The organism is Musicola paradisiaca NCPPB 2511 (assembly GCF_000400505.1).
In the GTDB taxonomy this organism is placed as follows: Bacteria; Pseudomonadota; Gammaproteobacteria; order Enterobacterales; family Enterobacteriaceae; genus Musicola; species Musicola paradisiaca.
The window spans coordinates 1,433,204-1,448,354 of record NZ_CM001857.1 but is presented as its reverse complement, the minus strand read 5'-3'; the positions used below and the strand labels follow the sequence as shown (position 1 = coordinate 1,448,354).

The window sequence follows — 15,151 nt, the reverse complement described above, 5'->3', positions numbered from 1 at the left end:
ATGGCTACACTGGATCTGTTTATCACCCTGCTCGCCACCCCGCTGGTGGTGGCGCTGCTGGCCTTCGTCAGCCGCTTTACCGGCGGCGCCGCACGCACCCTGGTGACGGCTGTCCACCTGGTGGGCATCGTCGCGTTGCTGGCGATAACGTTGTTCACTGTCTGGAGCGTTTACCAACAGGGCGAACTGTTGGCGGCCAACCGCTGGCTGCATCTGGATAGCCTGAGCGCGCTGTTCCTGGCGATCCTCGGCGTCATCGGTTTTATCACCGGGCTCTACTCCATCGGTTATATGCGCCATGAGCTGGATGGCGGCGAGATCAGCCTCCCGACGCTGTGTTACTACTACGGCTTCTTCCACCTGTTCCTGTTCACCATGTTGTTGGTGATCACCAGTAATAACCTGATCCTGATGTGGGCAGCGATTGAAGCCACCACGCTGAGCTCCGCGTTTCTGGTCGGGCTGTACGGACAGCGCTCTTCGCTGGAGGCGGCCTGGAAATACATCATCATCTGTACCGTCGGCGTGGCCTTCGGTCTGTACGGTACGGTGCTGGTGTACGCCAACGCCGCCAACGTGATGACCGAACCGGGCAACGCCATTTTCTGGACGGAAGTGCTGAAACACGCCGGCGAGCTGGACGGCACACTGATGCATCTGGCGTTTATCTTTATCCTCATCGGCTTCGGCACCAAAACCGGGTTGTTCCCGATGCATGCCTGGTTGCCGGATGCCCACAGTGAAGCCCCCAGCCCCACCAGCGCCATGCTTTCCGCCGTACTGCTCAACTGTGCGCTGCTGGTGATCGTGCGTTACACCATTCTGATCAGCGCCGCCATCGGGCCGGAATTTCCGCAACGGTTGTTGCTGGTGTTCGGCCTGCTGTCGGTGGCCGTGGCCGCGTTCCTGATCCTGGTGCAACGGGATATGAAGCGCCTGCTGGCCTACTCCAGCGTGGAAAACATGGGGTTGATTGCCGTGGCGATCGGCATCGGCGGGCCGCTCGGCATTCTGGCGGCGCTGCTGCACACCCTCAACCATAGTCTGGCGAAAACCCTGCTGTTCTGCGGTTCCGGTAACGTGCTGCTGAAATATGGCACCCGCGATATGGATGCGGTGAAAGGTATTCTGCGCGTGGCGCCGCTGACCGGCGCACTGCTGGCGGGCGGCGCGCTGGCGCTGGGCGGCATGCCGCCGTTCAACGTGTTCCTCAGCGAGTTCATGACCGTTACCGCCGGGATCCACGCCGGGCAGCTACCGCTCACACTGCTGCTGCTGGCGTTGTTGACCGTGGTGCTGGCCGGGCTGGTGCGCATGGTGGCGATGACCGTCCTTGGCAGCAAGCCAGAGGCGGTCAGCCGCGGCGAACTGGGCTGGCTGACCACCGTTCCCATGCTGATCCTGTTGGTGCTGATGCTGGTGATGGGCACCCGCATCCCGCAGCCGGTGACGCAACTGCTGGAGCGAGCCACCGCCATCGTGCTTAACACCGCGCCGGGCGCCGACGGCCAAGCGGCCCCGCTCGGCTGGCCGTCGCTGAGCCTGCGCGCGGCCCCTCAGGAACATGCGCCCGTTTCATCGTTAACCCCTTCCCGTCAGGAGATGTACCGTGATTAATCAAACCCCCGCGCAAAACGCCGATGCCTTGGGCGCGAGCTATGTGGCTCAGGTAAGAGCGAAATTCCCCACGGCGATCCTGGAGGAAGAGCGACAGACCAGCAATCAGCTGACGATTACCGTGAAGCTGCATACGCTGCCGGAAGTGGTGGAATACCTCTATTACCAGCACGGCGGCTGGCTGTCGGTGCTGTTCGGCAACGACGAACGCTCCCTTAACGGCCATTTTGCCGTCTACTATGTGTTGTCGATGGAACAGGGCGAGAAGTGCTGGGTGGTGGTGAAGGCGCTGGTTAACCCGACGGTGCCGGAATTCCCCTCGGTCACGCCGCGCGTGCCCGCCGCCGTGTGGGGCGAGCGCGAAGTGCGCGACATGTACGGGCTGATCCCGGTCGGCCTGCCGGATGAGCGTCGCCTGGTGCTGCCGGACGACTGGCCGGACGAACTCTACCCGCTGCGCAAGGACGCGATGGATTACCGTCAGCGCCCTGCGCCCACCCGTGACGACGAGTCCTACACCTTCGTCAACGAAGCCACCGGCGATACCCGCGTGGTGCCGATCGGCCCGATGCATATTACCTCCGACGAACCGGGCCACTTCCGGCTGTTCGTCGACGGCGAGCAGATCATCGACGCCGACTATCGCCTGTTCTACGTCCACCGCGGCATGGAAAAACTGGCGGAAACCCGCATGGGCTACAACGAAGTGACATTCCTGTCCGACCGGGTGTGCGGCATCTGCGGTTTCACCCACAGCGTGGCCTACACCTCGTCCATCGAGAACGCGCTCGGCGTCGTGGTGCCGGCCCGCGCCCATACCATCCGCAGCATTTTGCTGGAAGTGGAGCGCCTGCACAGCCACCTGCTCAATATCGGGCTGTCGAGCCACTTTGTCGGCTTCGATACCGGCTTTATGCAGTTCTTCCGGGTGCGCGAAAAATCGATGCAAATTGCCGAGATGCTCACCGGTGCGCGCAAGACCTATGGGCTGAACCTGATCGGCGGTATTCGTCGCGACATTCTGAAAGAAGACCGGCTGAAGACCATCAAGCTGATCCGCGAAATGCGCGAAGAGGTCACTCAACTGACCGATATGTTGCTCAACACCGCCAATATGGCGCAACGCACCCAAGGCATCGGCGTGCTGAACCGGCAGGTGGCGCGCGATTACAGCCCGGTGGGGCCGATGATCCGCGCCAGCGGGTTTAACCGCGACGTGCGCGTCGACCATCCGTTCGCCGGCTATCTCGACCTGCCGATGGAGTTGCACCACCTCGATGGCGGCGACGTGTATTCCCGCGTGTTGGTACGGGTGCGCGAAGTCTTTACCTCGCTGGCGATGATCGAATTCGGGCTGGACAACATGCCCGGCGGGCCGATCCTCAACGAGCATATCCACTACCGGCCGCACAAGTTCGCACTGGGCTTTACCGAAGCGCCGCGCGGCGAGGATATCCACTGGAGTATGACCGGCGACAACCAGAAGCTGTTCCGCTGGCGCTGCCGCGCCGCCACCTACGCCAACTGGCCGGTGCTGCGCTTTATGCTACGCGGCAACACGGTATCGGACGCGCCGCTGATCATCGGCAGCCTCGACCCGTGCTACTCCTGTACCGACCGTGTCACGCTGGTGGATGTACGCAAAGAGAAGATCACCACCGTGCCGTACAAAGAATTGGAACGCTACGGACTGGAACGTACCCGTTCGCCGCTGAAATGAGGGATGCATCATGCTGAAACTGTTTAAAACCATCCTTAAAGCGGGCAACAGCACGGTGAAATACCCGTTCGCTCCGCTGGAGGTCCCGACGGGGTTCCGCGGCAAACCGGAGTACGACCCGGCCCAATGCATCGGCTGCGCCGCCTGTACCATGGCCTGCCCGGCTAATGCGCTGACCATGGACAACGACATCAATAACGGCGAACGCATCTGGCAGTTGTTCCTCGGCCGCTGCATTTTCTGCGGCCGCTGCGAAGAAGTTTGCCCGACCCGCGCCATCGTGTTGTCGCAGGAGTTTGAAATGGCGGTCGCCAGCAAGGCCGACCTTTACCAGCGTGCGACCTTCCGCCTGCTGGAGTGCCATGTTTGCCATACGCCGTTCGCGCCGCAAAAAGAGGTGGAATACACCATGGCGCTGCTGGTGCAGTCGGGGCTGTCGGAAAGCGAGGTGGAGTCGCGCCGCAGCCAGTTTGAAACCTGCCCGGACTGCAAGCGCAAAAAGAATATGGATAACAAAGGCAACGTCATGCTGAGCCACCACCTGCCGACCCCGGCCCACAAAGAGGGGAATCCGTCATGAGTATGTTGCCTAACGGTGCCGACCACTACCGCACCACGCCGATCACGTTGGATGAACAAACCCAACAATTGAAAAAAACGCTGCTGAAGGATATCCAGCGTTCCGCGTATGTCTACCGCGTGGACTGCGGCGGTTGTAACGGCTGCGAGATCGAGATCTTCTCCGCCATTACCCCGCTGTTCGACGCCGAGCGTTTCGGCATCAAGGTGGTGGCCTCGCCGCGCCACGCCGACATTCTGCTGTTCACCGGCGCGGTCACGCGCGCTATGCGCACCCCGGCGCTGCGCGCCTACGAATCGGCGCCGGATCCGAAAATCTGCATCTCCTACGGTGCGTGCGGTTGTGGCGGCGGCATCTTCCACGATCTGTACTGCGTGTGGGGCGGCAGCGATAAAATCGTGCCGATCGACGTGTATATCCCCGGCTGTCCGCCGACGCCGGCGGCGACCATTTACGGGTTCGCCGTGGCGCTGGGCCTGCTGGAGCAGAAGCTGCACGGTCAAAGCCACCAGCAGGGCGAGGACGAAAAAGCCGCGCTGATCCACCCCGACGTACCGCCCGATCTGCGGGTACTGCTGGAGCGCGAAGCCCGGCGGATGGCGGGTTATCGTCAGGGCCGCGAAATCAGCGACCGGTTTCTGGGGCTACTGGAAAACCAGCCGCTGGCCGGGTTTGAACAACGGGTGGACAGCTGGCTGCAACAGCATAACGACCCGCGCCTGACGGAGATCGTCGGCCAGCTGTTGCAGATCTACCAAGCGATGCTGAGCGGAGCGATCGTCCGATGAACGCGAAAGTCATGTTCTACGCGCTGAACCAGAAGTTTCTGGACAGCCGCGACAAGGTGCCGGAGCAAGCCCAGCAGGTGATGTATTACTCACTGGCCATTGGCCACCACGTCGGCGTGATCGACTGCCTGAAGCGGGTACTGGAGTGCCCGCTGGCGGACTACGAAGGCTGGGTGGGTCAACTGGAAGACGGTGATGCCAAGCGCAAAATGCTGGGCCTGCTGCGCTTTGGCGAAATCACCATCGACCAGACGCATGCCGCCCTGCTGGGCGGCGCTTTTTCCACGCTCGCCGGGCAAGACCAATTCCCGGAATGGACCCAAACGCTGACGGACAATCTGGCAGCGATGCAACGGGAACCGGCGCTTTATCTCATGGTGAAACGTATTGATGACTGAACACCCGTTACGTACCGAGAATATGGTGTTGACCGTCGGCAACACCATGATGGCCGACGACGGCGCCGGGCCGTTGCTGGCGGAGCGCATGACCCGAGAACCGGTGCCCGGTTGGTCGGTTATTGACGGCGGCGCCATCCCGGAAAACGCCGCCCATACGCTGCGGGAGCTGAAACCGCAACGCCTGCTGGTCGTCGATGCCACCGATATGGGGCTGGCGCCAGGCGAAATCCGCATCGTCAACCCGGACAGAATCGCCGACGACCTGTTGATGAATACCCACAATATGCCGTTGAACTACCTGATCGATAGCCTGAAGGAAGACATTCCCGAGGTGATTTTCGTCGGCATTCAGCCGGCATTGGTGGCGTTCTATTTTCCCATTGGTGCGGAAGTCACCCAGGCGGTGGAGCATCTTTATCAACGTCTTGACGGCTGGGAAGGACATGGCGGATTCGCGACGCTGGAATAAACCCGGCCATTGACGCCGAGCCTGCGTTATCTCCGCACGCTCGGCGCCATGCGTTTCGTACCATGCTTTCCGTACATGCGTTCAGCATCATGACCGATGGCCGGGCATAACCAGCGCCGGCGCTATCCGCGTCTCAGAGGATACGTCACATGACGTTTCCTCCTCCTTCTGCTACCGAAACCGATCTCAGCCGTAATCCACCGCATCCTGGTTCGGGTTTTATCTTTAGTCCGCGTCATGACGCTTAACAAGCGCGCTGAGCCATTTCGGTATCAGGCTCATGCCATCGCTTTTTTTACTGCCGCGCTCATCAATCGACCATGCTCGCGCGGGTTTTCTATTTAAGTCGTGCTCCGTCACGTTCTTCACCCGCGTGGTGCACGCCGCCCTCCAGACCGGCAGAATGCGAGATAACTGACGGCCATCCCTGGCGATAAATTCATAACGATTATTTTAAAAACAATGTGTTGATTCATATTCACGCTATCACTTCCGATCTGGCATACATGATGCATCATATATAAAAACAACGTAACTCCACACCATGAGGAAAGCAGCATGCTCAACAAAACATTACTGGTTGTCAGTCTGTTCGGCGCTTCGCTTGCCGCTCAGGCAGAAAGCGTGACCGTCATTTCGTTTGGCGGCCTGAACAAAGAAGCGCAACAGAAAGCGTTCTATGCGCCATTTAAACAGGCGGGTTTAGGCAGTGTCGAAGCCGGTGAATACAATGGTGAGATGGCCAAGATCCGCGCCATGGTGCAGACCGGTCAGGTGGGTTGGGATGTGGTAGAAGTGGAAAGCCCGGAGCTGGTGCGCGGCTGCAACGAGGGGTTATTCGAATCACTGGACTGGAAAAAGCTCGGCAATGAAGCCGACTTCGTCAAAGGCGCGACGTCCGAGTGCGGCGCCGGCATTTTCCTGTGGTCGACCGTGTTGACCTACAACAGCGACAAGTTGAAAAACGGGCCGAAAGACTGGGCGGATTTCTGGAATATCAAAGCGTTCCCCGGGAAACGCGCGTTGCGCAAGAGCGCCAAATTCACGCTGGAGATCGCACTGCTGGCGGATGGCGTCAAGCGTGAGGACGTTTATAAGGTACTGTCGACCCCGGAAGGCGTTAACCAGGCGTTCAAAAAACTCGATCAGATCAAACCCAGCATTCAATGGTGGGAGTCCGGCGCGCAACCGTTACAGTGGCTGGTGTCGGGTGATGTCGTGATGACCTCCGCCTATAACGGTCGCGTCACTGCCGCCCAAAAAGAGGGCCATGCCTTCAACATCGTCTGGCGGGACAGCCTCTACGACCTTGATAGCTGGGCCATTGTGAAAGGCACCAAACACAAGGCATTGGCGGAACAATTCATTGCTTTCGCCAACAAGCCGGAAAATCAACAAGTGTTCGCTACCCTCATCCCATACGGCCCGACCAACAAAGGCGCGATGCTCAAGCTTGACCCAACGGTGGCGGAAAACCTGCCCACCAACCCGAAGAATCTGGAAATGTCGGTCAATATCGATACCGCATTTTGGATTGATCATGGTGAAGAACTGGAACAGCGCTTCAACGCCTGGGCCGACAAATAATCCCCCCGCTGAGTGTCCGGGGAGCCGGGAGCTCATCATTGGCGGCACGGGTTCGCATTTCCCCGTGCCCGTCACGACGACAAAAATGACGACATCCGCCCCAAACCGATGTAGCGCATGACCGCAGGTAGCAGGATCAGCGCTACGTTCAGCACCCGGTAGTCGCGCGTGCGACAAATTCAGTTTGCCTTCACACTGAATTGCGCTATTTTATGATGCATCATATATCGAGGTGAATCATGTCCGACAACAAAACGCTGTTATTGACCGGCGCCAGCCGGGGAATCGGCCACGCGACGGTGAAACATTTTCACGCCGCCGGCTGGAAAATCTTCACCGCCTCCCGGCAAAGCTGGGTCGAGGACTGCCCCTGGGCGGAAGGGCTGCTGAATCACATTCACCTCGATCTGGAAGATATCCCGGCGCTACAGGACAATCTGCCCATGATCCGGGAACGGTTAGGGGGACAACTGCACGCGCTGGTCAACAACGCCGGCGTCTCTCCCAAAGGCGATGACGGCGCACGGCTTGGCGTCCGCGAAACCGACTACGCCACCTGGCTAAAAGTCTTTAACGTCAACCTGTTTTCCACCGCGATTCTGGCCAACGGGTTGTTCGACGAACTGCGCACTGCGCAGGGCAGCATCATCAATGTGACCTCGATAGCCGGTTCCCGCGTACACCCGTTCGCCGGCGTCGCCTATGCCACCTCAAAAGCCGGGTTGTCGGCGCTCACACGGGAAATGGCGCACGATTTCGGTAAGTTCGGCATCCGGGTGAACGCCATCGCCCCCGGCGAAATCGACACGTCGATTCTGTCGCCCGGTACCCAGGACATTGTGGATCACACCGTGCCGATGAAACGGCTCGGCAAACCGGAAGAGGTCGCGTCGCTGATTTACTTCCTCTGCACGCACGGCGCCTCCTACGTCAACGGCGCAGAAATCCATGTTAACGGAGGGCAGCATGTCTGACGCCATGGCGTTGTTCACCACTGATGTCCCCCGCATTACCGCCGGTCAGGCGCAAGACTTCACCCGTTCCCGCTATGGGCTGGACGGCGATATTCTGCCGTTGCCGGGCGAGCGCGACGCCAACTTCCAGCTTGTCACCGCCGAACGCGGCTGCTACATGCTGAAATTCATTAATCCGGCGGAACCGGCCGAGGTGCGGGATTTTCAGACACAACTGTTGTTGCATCTGGCGCAACAGGATCCGACCCTACCGATACCGCGCGTTGCGCCGGATTGTCAGGGCGATGTCTCGCCGGTTTTGCATACGGCCTCGCACCCGTTTCACGCCCGGTTGATCTCCTGGAGCGACGGGCTGCCGCTGTACCGCATCGAAAAAAATACCCGGCTGGCCACCAACCTGGGCACCACACTGGCGCGTCTGGATCTGGCGTTACGCAGCTTCGCCCACCCGGCCGCTGAACGCGAGTTGCTGTGGGATATCACCCGTATGCACCGTGCCTATGACTGGCTGGATAACATCAGCAATCCCCGGCAGAGGGAACTGGTTAACGTGTGGCTGAACCGTTGGGAGCACACCGTCGCGCCACAGTTGTCCAACCTGAGAACACAGACGATCCACAACGATTTTAACCCGCATAACGTACTGGCGGATCCGGCTCAGGATATGCGGGTATGCGGCATTATCGATTTCGGCGACGCACTCTGCGCCCCGTTGATTAACGAGCTGGCGACCGCGCTGGCGTATCAGATCGGCGATACTGCCCAGCCGCTGGCATGGATACTGCCGTTCGTGGCCGCCTATCATGCGGTGTTACCGCTGACCGAGCAGGAAATCCGGCTACTGCCTTGCCTGATCGCCGCTCGCCTGATCCTCACCATTTCCATCACTCAGTGGCGTAGCGGCCTGTATCCGGAAAACCGCGACTACATCTGCCGCAATCTCAATGCTGCCTGGCTTAGCTTGCAGTACCTCAGCCGCCTGCCGCTTGATGAATTCATCAACCAACTGTTGCTGGCCTGCCATAAGGAACCCGCATCATGACTGCGTCCATCACATCATCGACAACCGCCATGCTGGAGCGTCGGCACCGGTTGCTTGGCGCCGGTTATCGCTTGTTTTACCAACAGCCGGTACACGCCGTGCGCGGCGAAGGCGTCTGGCTGTACGACGCCGACGGCGAACGTTACCTCGATGGTTACAACAATGTCGTGTCCGTCGGTCACTGTCACCCGGAAGTGGTGGCGGCCATCGCCCGTCAGGCCTCGACGCTTAACACCCACACCCGTTACATCACCGATGCCATTCTGGATTTCGCCGAGGACTTCCTACAGGAGTTCCCCGACGAACTCGGCAACATCACCATGACCTGCACCGGCAGCGAATCCAACGATCTGGCGTTGCGCATCTCGCGTCAGACCACCGGCAACCGCGGCATAATAGTGACCCGCTGGGCTTATCATGGCGTTACTTCACTGTTGGCGGGGCTGTCGCCGTCGCTGGGCAGCGGTACGCCGTGCGGCGAGCATGTCTGGTTGATTGACCCGCCGGACGGTTATCGCCACGCCCCCGGCCAGATGCTGGCCAGCGTAAACCGGGCGCTGGAGGACATGGCAACGCAGGGCATTCGCCCCGCCGCGTTGTTGTTCGATACCCTTTTTTCCAGCGACGGTATCTTCGGCGCCGACGCGAAAGAAATACAACAGGTGGTCGCGCAGGTGCGCGCGGCAGGCGGCCTGTATATCGCTGACGAAGTGCAGGCCGGTTTCGGTCGTACCGGCTCGCATCGCTGGGGGTTCGCCCGTTACGGCGTGACGCCCGACCTGGTCAGCATGGGCAAACCGATGGGCAACGGCCATCCGGTGGCGGCGGTAGTGGGTAGACCGGCATTGTTCGATGCCTTCGGTAATGCCCAACGCTACTTCAATACCTTCGGCGGCAACCCGGTTTCCTGCCAGGCGGCGCAGACGGTACTGAACATCATTCGTCGCGATCGGCTACAGGAAAATGCGGCGCAAGTGGGTAGCTATATTGAAGCCGGGCTGCGACGGCTGGCCAAACGCCATGAGCGGATAGGCGACATTCGCGCCTACGGTTTTTTCATCGGCGTGGAACTGGTGACAAGCCGACAAAGCCGACAGCCCGCCACCGATGACGCCGTAAGACTGGTAAACGGTATGCGTCAGGCCGGCGTATTGATCAGCGCCACCGGCCCGCATGGAAATATCCTGAAAATCCGGCCGCCGCTGGTGTTCACGCAGCAACACGCCGATATCCTGCTCGACAGCCTGGATACGGTGATGGCGGCGTTATAGCGCGCCCCTCAACGCGGGCCGGGCGGCAGTGGCTGACATCGGGATATTCCCCCGACACCGGGGGGGACAACCGCAACGATGCGGCGTACCGCCAGGCCGCGTCATCGCGTTTCGCCGTGCAATCATGCCTGACGGCATGCGGACGGGGATTCAGGTTATCGGGCCCTTGAGCCGGCAGCCCGTCGCCCCGCGTGATTACCCTGCCACCCGCTCCTGTCGCGCCACGGTGATAAACTCGATCATCTTATTGTGGCCGTCCTGAATATCAGCCTGAATCGCCAGCCGCGCCGCCACCGGATCCGCCGCCTTCAGGGCATCCAACACGTCGCGGTGATGCCCGACCGCCATCCGCTCGGAAAAATGGCTGTAAGCCTGAGCGATCAACGGCCCGGTACGCATCCATAAACTGTCGATAAAGCTGCACAACAACGGCATTTGCGCCGTGCGGGCCAGCAGCAGATGAAATTCGCTGTTCAGGCGCAACGCATCCGCCAGATCGCCGCGTTTTACCGCCTCGACGTTCTGCGCAATATTCACCTCCACCTGCGACAGTGCGTCCGGCGTCACGCAACGTGCCGCGTTTTCCGCCCCCATGCCTTCAATGGCGATGCGCAGCATACGGATTTCCAGATACTGCTCCAGCGTCAGTTCCGGCACACGGATATCCCGCGGGGTGCGCAGCTCCAATGCTTGTTCCTTCGCCAATTGCAGAATGGCATCCCGCACCGGCGTCACACTCGTGCCCAGTTGCGCCGCCAGCTCGCGGATCCGCAGGCGATCGTTAGGTTTAAAGCGCCCGGTGATCAGCGCATCCCGCAAGGTGGCATAAACGCTGTTGCTCAGCCCGGTACGAGTAATCGACGCAATCGGATAATTCACGTTTTCTCCCGTTCGTCATCACTGAGGACCCTAATGGGAATAGGCTCTTCGTCGTATTCCGCCGTCGGCGGCGGCATCCAGCCCATGACAATACAACACTGACCGCGATAAATCATGTCGACGACGCGCCGCGGGCCAAGGACGCTCTCCACCGGCGGCGCCTCGACATCATTCCGTCGTCAAATCTGCCGAAGGCCGTCGTTGGTCGTCGTCACCCTGGCAGGGAATCGTCCAGAATCCGGCGAAAACAAATTTTAATCACATAAAAATCAATGGATTAATCTATAAGCATTTATTCTGGCATAAACCCTGCTTTATGTATGGCGATGTGTCGGCGGCCCTGGCTGTCGACAAACCCGACATTCAACCAGAGCCGCGGAAGGAGACCTTGTCATGAACCGGTTCGTTTTAGCAGACCCCAGGAAATGTATCGGCTGCCGCACCTGTGAGGTCGCCTGCGTGTTGGCCCACAGCGACGGTAATCCCTCGTCGTTGTCGCCGGAACATTTCACCCCCCGACTGAAAGTGGTGAAAGGTCTGAACGTCAGTACCACTATCCAGTGCCGTCACTGTGAAGATGCCCCCTGCGCCAATGTTTGCCCGAACGGCGCGATTGTGCGCGCCGGCGATCATATCAAGGTGCAGCAGGAAAAATGCATCGGTTGCAAGACCTGTGTGGTGGCTTGTCCCTACGGCGCCATGACGGTGATCAGTAAACCGGTGGCGCGTATCAGCCATTATCAAACCCTGGGGAATTGCATCAAGGCCGAAGCCCATAAATGCGATCTGTGCGAAGGCCGCGCCGGTGGGCCGGCCTGTGTCGAAGTCTGTCCGACCAAAGCCCTGCACCTGATAAGCCGCGATGACATTCAGGAAATGATCCAACGTAAACAGCGGCGCGCAGCGTTAGACGAAGCCGCGGAAATGAAATTCTGACCGTGCCATCAAGGTACGCTGAAGGAGAGCAATGTCATGCAGAAAGTGATTACCGTCTGCCCCTACTGCGGGTCAGGCTGCAAAATTAACCTGTTGGTGGAAAATGGCAAAGTGGTTGGCGCCGAAGGGGCCAACGGTCTCACCAACGAAGGTGAGCTGTGCCTGAAAGGCTATTACGGCTGGGATTTCCTCAATGACACCAAGTTACTGACCCCGCGTCTGAAACAGCCGATGATCCGCCGCCAGAAAGGCGCGCCGTTTGAAGTGGTGTCCTGGGACGAGGCCATCGAGTTCGCCAGTTCCCGTTTGAAAGCCATCAAGGAAAAATACGGCCCGGACGCCATCATGCACACCGGCTCTTCTCGTGGCCCGGGCAACGAAACCAATTTCGTCATGCAGAAATTCGCCCGCGCCGTCACCGGCACCAACAATATCGACTGCTGTGCTCGCGTATGTCACGGCCCGTCGGTATCCGGTTTGCAGGTCACGCTGGGCAACGGCGCGATGAGTAACTCGATTTGCGAAATCGAAAAAACCGACTGCATTCTGGTGTTCGGCTACAACGCCGCCGACTCCCACCCGATCGTGGCGCGCCGCATCATCAAAGCGAAAGAACGCGGCGCCAAGATCATCGTCTGCGACCCGCGTCACATTGAAACCGCCCGCATCGCCGATCTGTGGTTGCCGCTGAAAAACGGCTCCAACATGGCGCTGGTGAACGCCTTCGCCAACGTGCTGATCAACGAAGGGTTGTACAACCAGAGCTTTGTGTCTGCGCACACCGAAGGGTTCGAGGAATACCGCAATCTGGTGGCGAAATACACGCCGGAATATGTGGCGGACATCACCGGCCTCAGTCCGCAATTGATCCGTGAAGCCATCCGTATGTATGCCGCTGCGCCGTCCGCCACCATTCTGTGGGGCATGGGCGTAACCCAGTGGACGCAAGGGGTCGACGTGGTGAAAGGCCTGTCCGGCCTGGCGCTGCTGACCGGCAACCTCGGCCGCCCGAACGTGGGCGTCGGCCCGGTGCGCGGTCAAAACAACGTGCAAGGTGCCTGCGATATGGGCGCGTTGCCGAACCAATTCCCCGGCTATCAGAAAGTCACCGACCCGGAAATCCGTGAGAAATTCGCCAAAGCCTGGGGCGTGCCGTCGTTGTCTGACCGCATCGGTTACTCGCTGACCGACGTACCGCACATGATCAAGGAAGGCAAGATCAAGGCCAACTACCTGATGGGCGAAGACCCGTTGCAGACCGAGCCGGACCTGTCGGTAGTACGGCAGACCTTCGCCGAACTGGAATTGTTGATCGTTCAGGATATTTTCATGACCAAAACCGCCGCGATGGCGGATGTGATCTTCCCGGCGACGTCCTGGGGCGAACACGAAGGGGTTTATTCGGCGGCCGACCGTGGCTTCCAGCGCTTCTATAAAGCGGTGGAACCGCAGGGCAACGTCAAGCCGGATTGGGAAATCATCAGCCTGATGGCTACCGCCATGGGCTACCCGATGCACTACAACAACACCCAGGAAATCTGGGATGAGCTGCGCCATTTGTGCCCACTGTACTACGGTGCGACCTACGACAAGATGGCCGGGCTGGGCTATATTCCCTGGCCGTGTCTGACCGAAGACAGCCCAGGAACACCGTGGCTGTATGCCGGCAACAAGTTCGACCGCCCCAACGGCAAAGGGCTGTTGTTCGCCACCGAATGGCACCCGCCGATGGAGCAGACCGACGCCGAGTATCCGCTGGTGCTCTCCACCGTGCGTGAAGTGGGTCACTACTCCTGCCGTTCCATGACCGGCAACTGTACCGCGTTGCAGACGCTGGCCGACGAACCCGGCTATGTGCAGATGAACCCGGAAGACGCCGCCGCTCTCGGCGTGCGCGACCAGCAGTTGGTGTGGGTCGCTTCCCGCCGCGGCAAAGTGATCAGTCGCGCCATGGTCAGCGAACGCATTAACAAAGGGGCGGTATACATGACCTACCAGTGGTGGATCGGCGCCTGTAACGAACTGACGCTGGATGAAGTGGATCCGATCTCCAAAACACCGGAGTACAAACACTGTGCCGTGAAACTGGAGGCTATCGCCGATCAGAACTGGGCGGAAAACTATGTCGTTCAGGAATACAGCGCACTGAAGGCGCGTCTGCGTAAAGAAGCGGAAGTCGCGGGTTAATCCAACCGGCCACACCCCACCGATCACCCGGTGGGGTGTGGGCTGCTCGGAGTACAAACCGCCGCCCGCCATGATGCTCGGCAACTGCCGGCGATCATATCGCGGTGCAGCGAGGCGCAAACCGCAAGAGTCGCCAGCCCAAACAGGCGGCGGCAATGCCGAATCGCCGTGGATACTTCCAGCCTGTTCGGGACTCGCCCCAGAAGAGTGTGTTCAACATCACCGAATACCTGCCATAGCCGTCATCCGCAACCTTGGCATCGGCTAGTGGATGCGATGAAGGGTGAAAACACACGTTAAACCCGTTCGCTTGCTGAACCGGCCACCTACGATGTCATGGCGTCATCCGCCAACTCCAGCGAGTGTTGCCCCCAGGTCGTGAAGAAACATCATCTTGTTTACGCCGCAACGACGAATAATCCCGGATGCTGCTTAATCCTTGTCCAAACGTCGGGTCGGCCTTCTCACCAATTCACCGCCGCAATTGGGACACGTGCTATTCAACGCATGAGTGGCGCACTCAGAGCAGAATGTACATTCAAAAGAGCAAATCAGCGCGTCTGTAGCCGTTGGCTGCAAGCCTTTGCCGCAGCGTTCACAATGGGGTTTCATCGCTAACATTATTCTCTCCTCGGTTATCGTCCATCGTCATCATGACACCGGACGCTACCGAACGGACAGGCCAAAACAGGACATCTTT

The 15,151-nt window shown here is 59.6% G+C and carries 14 protein-coding genes; 12 read left to right on the top strand and 2 right to left on the bottom strand.

Annotated elements, in window-relative coordinates:
- The 10 genes from DPA2511_RS06575 to DPA2511_RS06530 all read left to right on the top strand — a co-directional run bounded on the left by DPA2511_RS06575 (nt 1) and on the right by DPA2511_RS06530 (nt 10,449).
- A complete protein-coding gene (locus tag DPA2511_RS06575) occupies nt 1-1,617 on the top strand; it encodes a hydrogenase 4 subunit F (protein WP_012764900.1) in 1,617 nt (538 codons plus the stop codon).
- Nucleotides 1,610-3,337 (top strand): hydrogenase large subunit, encoded by a 1,728-nt coding sequence (locus DPA2511_RS06570; protein ID WP_012764899.1) that lies wholly within the window; start codon nt 1,610-1,612, stop codon nt 3,335-3,337. The genes DPA2511_RS06575 and DPA2511_RS06570 overlap by 8 nt, the downstream gene beginning before the upstream one ends.
- Before the next feature lie 10 nt (nt 3,338-3,347).
- On the top strand, nt 3,348-3,917 hold the full coding sequence (hyfH, locus tag DPA2511_RS06565) for a hydrogenase 4 subunit H (protein ID WP_012764898.1): 570 nt from the start codon (nt 3,348-3,350) through the stop codon (nt 3,915-3,917).
- On the top strand, nt 3,914-4,705 hold the full coding sequence (locus DPA2511_RS06560; protein ID WP_012764897.1) for an NADH-quinone oxidoreductase subunit B family protein: 792 nt from the start codon (nt 3,914-3,916) through the stop codon (nt 4,703-4,705). Before hyfH ends, DPA2511_RS06560 begins: the two co-directional genes overlap by 4 nt.
- Nucleotides 4,702-5,103 (top strand): formate hydrogenlyase maturation HycH family protein, encoded by a 402-nt coding sequence (locus tag DPA2511_RS06555; RefSeq protein WP_012764896.1) that lies wholly within the window; start codon nt 4,702-4,704, stop codon nt 5,101-5,103. Before DPA2511_RS06560 ends, DPA2511_RS06555 begins: the two co-directional genes overlap by 4 nt.
- A complete protein-coding gene (gene hycI / locus DPA2511_RS06550) occupies nt 5,096-5,575 on the top strand; it encodes a hydrogenase maturation peptidase HycI (protein WP_012764895.1) in 480 nt (159 codons plus the stop codon). The genes DPA2511_RS06555 and hycI overlap by 8 nt, the downstream gene beginning before the upstream one ends.
- Nucleotides 5,576-6,133: 558 nt before the next feature.
- Nucleotides 6,134-7,162 (top strand): ABC transporter substrate-binding protein, encoded by a 1,029-nt coding sequence (locus DPA2511_RS06545; protein WP_012764894.1) that lies wholly within the window; start codon nt 6,134-6,136, stop codon nt 7,160-7,162.
- A 239-nt stretch (nt 7,163-7,401) separates the two neighbouring features.
- Nucleotides 7,402-8,136 carry an SDR family NAD(P)-dependent oxidoreductase gene (locus DPA2511_RS06540; RefSeq protein ID WP_012764893.1) on the top strand — a complete coding sequence of 245 codons (735 nt, stop codon included), beginning with the start codon at nt 7,402-7,404 and terminating at the stop codon, nt 8,134-8,136.
- Entirely contained in the window at nt 8,129-9,178 is a 1,050-nt protein-coding gene (locus DPA2511_RS06535; RefSeq protein ID WP_012764892.1) for a phosphotransferase, read from the top strand. Before DPA2511_RS06540 ends, DPA2511_RS06535 begins: the two co-directional genes overlap by 8 nt.
- Nucleotides 9,175-10,449: an aspartate aminotransferase family protein gene (locus DPA2511_RS06530; RefSeq protein ID WP_023638199.1), complete on the top strand. Its 1,275-nt coding sequence runs from the start codon at nt 9,175-9,177 to the stop codon at nt 10,447-10,449. The genes DPA2511_RS06535 and DPA2511_RS06530 overlap by 4 nt, the downstream gene beginning before the upstream one ends.
- A 195-nt stretch (nt 10,450-10,644) precedes the next feature.
- Here DPA2511_RS06530 and DPA2511_RS06525 read toward each other — a convergent pair whose 3' ends face one another.
- Complete coding sequence (locus tag DPA2511_RS06525; protein WP_012764890.1) at nt 10,645-11,328, bottom strand: GntR family transcriptional regulator; 684 nt, start codon at nt 11,326-11,328, stop codon at nt 10,645-10,647.
- A 393-nt stretch (nt 11,329-11,721) separates the two neighbouring features.
- Here DPA2511_RS06525 and DPA2511_RS06515 point away from each other — a divergent pair, with 393 nt between their 5' ends.
- Nucleotides 11,722-12,264, top strand: coding sequence for a 4Fe-4S dicluster domain-containing protein (locus tag DPA2511_RS06515; RefSeq protein ID WP_012764888.1), 543 nt, complete (start codon nt 11,722-11,724; stop codon nt 12,262-12,264).
- A 36-nt stretch (nt 12,265-12,300) separates the two neighbouring features.
- Nucleotides 12,301-14,451, top strand: coding sequence for a formate dehydrogenase subunit alpha (gene fdhF / locus DPA2511_RS06510; protein WP_012764887.1), 2,151 nt, complete (start codon nt 12,301-12,303; stop codon nt 14,449-14,451).
- Nucleotides 14,452-14,883: 432 nt separating this feature from the next.
- On the opposite strand, the gene DPA2511_RS22695 is transcribed toward fdhF, so the two are convergent.
- Entirely contained in the window at nt 14,884-15,072 is a 189-nt protein-coding gene (locus DPA2511_RS22695; protein WP_012764886.1) for a DUF1272 domain-containing protein, read from the bottom strand.
- Nucleotides 15,073-15,151: the final 79 nt, after the last annotated feature.

What these genes read in the sequence shown, in the direction of transcription:
- hyfH (WP_012764898.1), top strand. Translation starts at nt 3,348, where the DNA reads ATGCTGAAACTGTTTAAAACCATCCTTAAAGCGGGCAACAGCACGGTG.
- fdhF (WP_012764887.1), top strand. Translation starts at nt 12,301, where the DNA reads ATGCAGAAAGTGATTACCGTCTGCCCCTACTGCGGGTCAGGCTGCAAA.
- DPA2511_RS06555 (WP_012764896.1), top strand. Translation starts at nt 4,702, where the DNA reads ATGAACGCGAAAGTCATGTTCTACGCGCTGAACCAGAAGTTTCTGGAC.
- DPA2511_RS06515 (WP_012764888.1), top strand. Translation starts at nt 11,722, where the DNA reads ATGAACCGGTTCGTTTTAGCAGACCCCAGGAAATGTATCGGCTGCCGC.
- DPA2511_RS06540 (WP_012764893.1), top strand. Translation starts at nt 7,402, where the DNA reads ATGTCCGACAACAAAACGCTGTTATTGACCGGCGCCAGCCGGGGAATC.
- hycI (WP_012764895.1), top strand. Translation starts at nt 5,096, where the DNA reads ATGACTGAACACCCGTTACGTACCGAGAATATGGTGTTGACCGTCGGC.
- DPA2511_RS06535 (WP_012764892.1), top strand. Translation starts at nt 8,129, where the DNA reads ATGTCTGACGCCATGGCGTTGTTCACCACTGATGTCCCCCGCATTACC.
- DPA2511_RS06530 (WP_023638199.1), top strand. Translation starts at nt 9,175, where the DNA reads ATGACTGCGTCCATCACATCATCGACAACCGCCATGCTGGAGCGTCGG.
- DPA2511_RS22695 (WP_012764886.1), bottom strand. Translation starts at nt 15,072, where the DNA reads ATGTTAGCGATGAAACCCCATTGTGAACGCTGCGGCAAAGGCTTGCAG.
- DPA2511_RS06545 (WP_012764894.1), top strand. Translation starts at nt 6,134, where the DNA reads ATGCTCAACAAAACATTACTGGTTGTCAGTCTGTTCGGCGCTTCGCTT.
- DPA2511_RS06560 (WP_012764897.1), top strand. Translation starts at nt 3,914, where the DNA reads ATGAGTATGTTGCCTAACGGTGCCGACCACTACCGCACCACGCCGATC.
- DPA2511_RS06575 (WP_012764900.1), top strand. Translation starts at nt 1, where the DNA reads ATGGCTACACTGGATCTGTTTATCACCCTGCTCGCCACCCCGCTGGTG.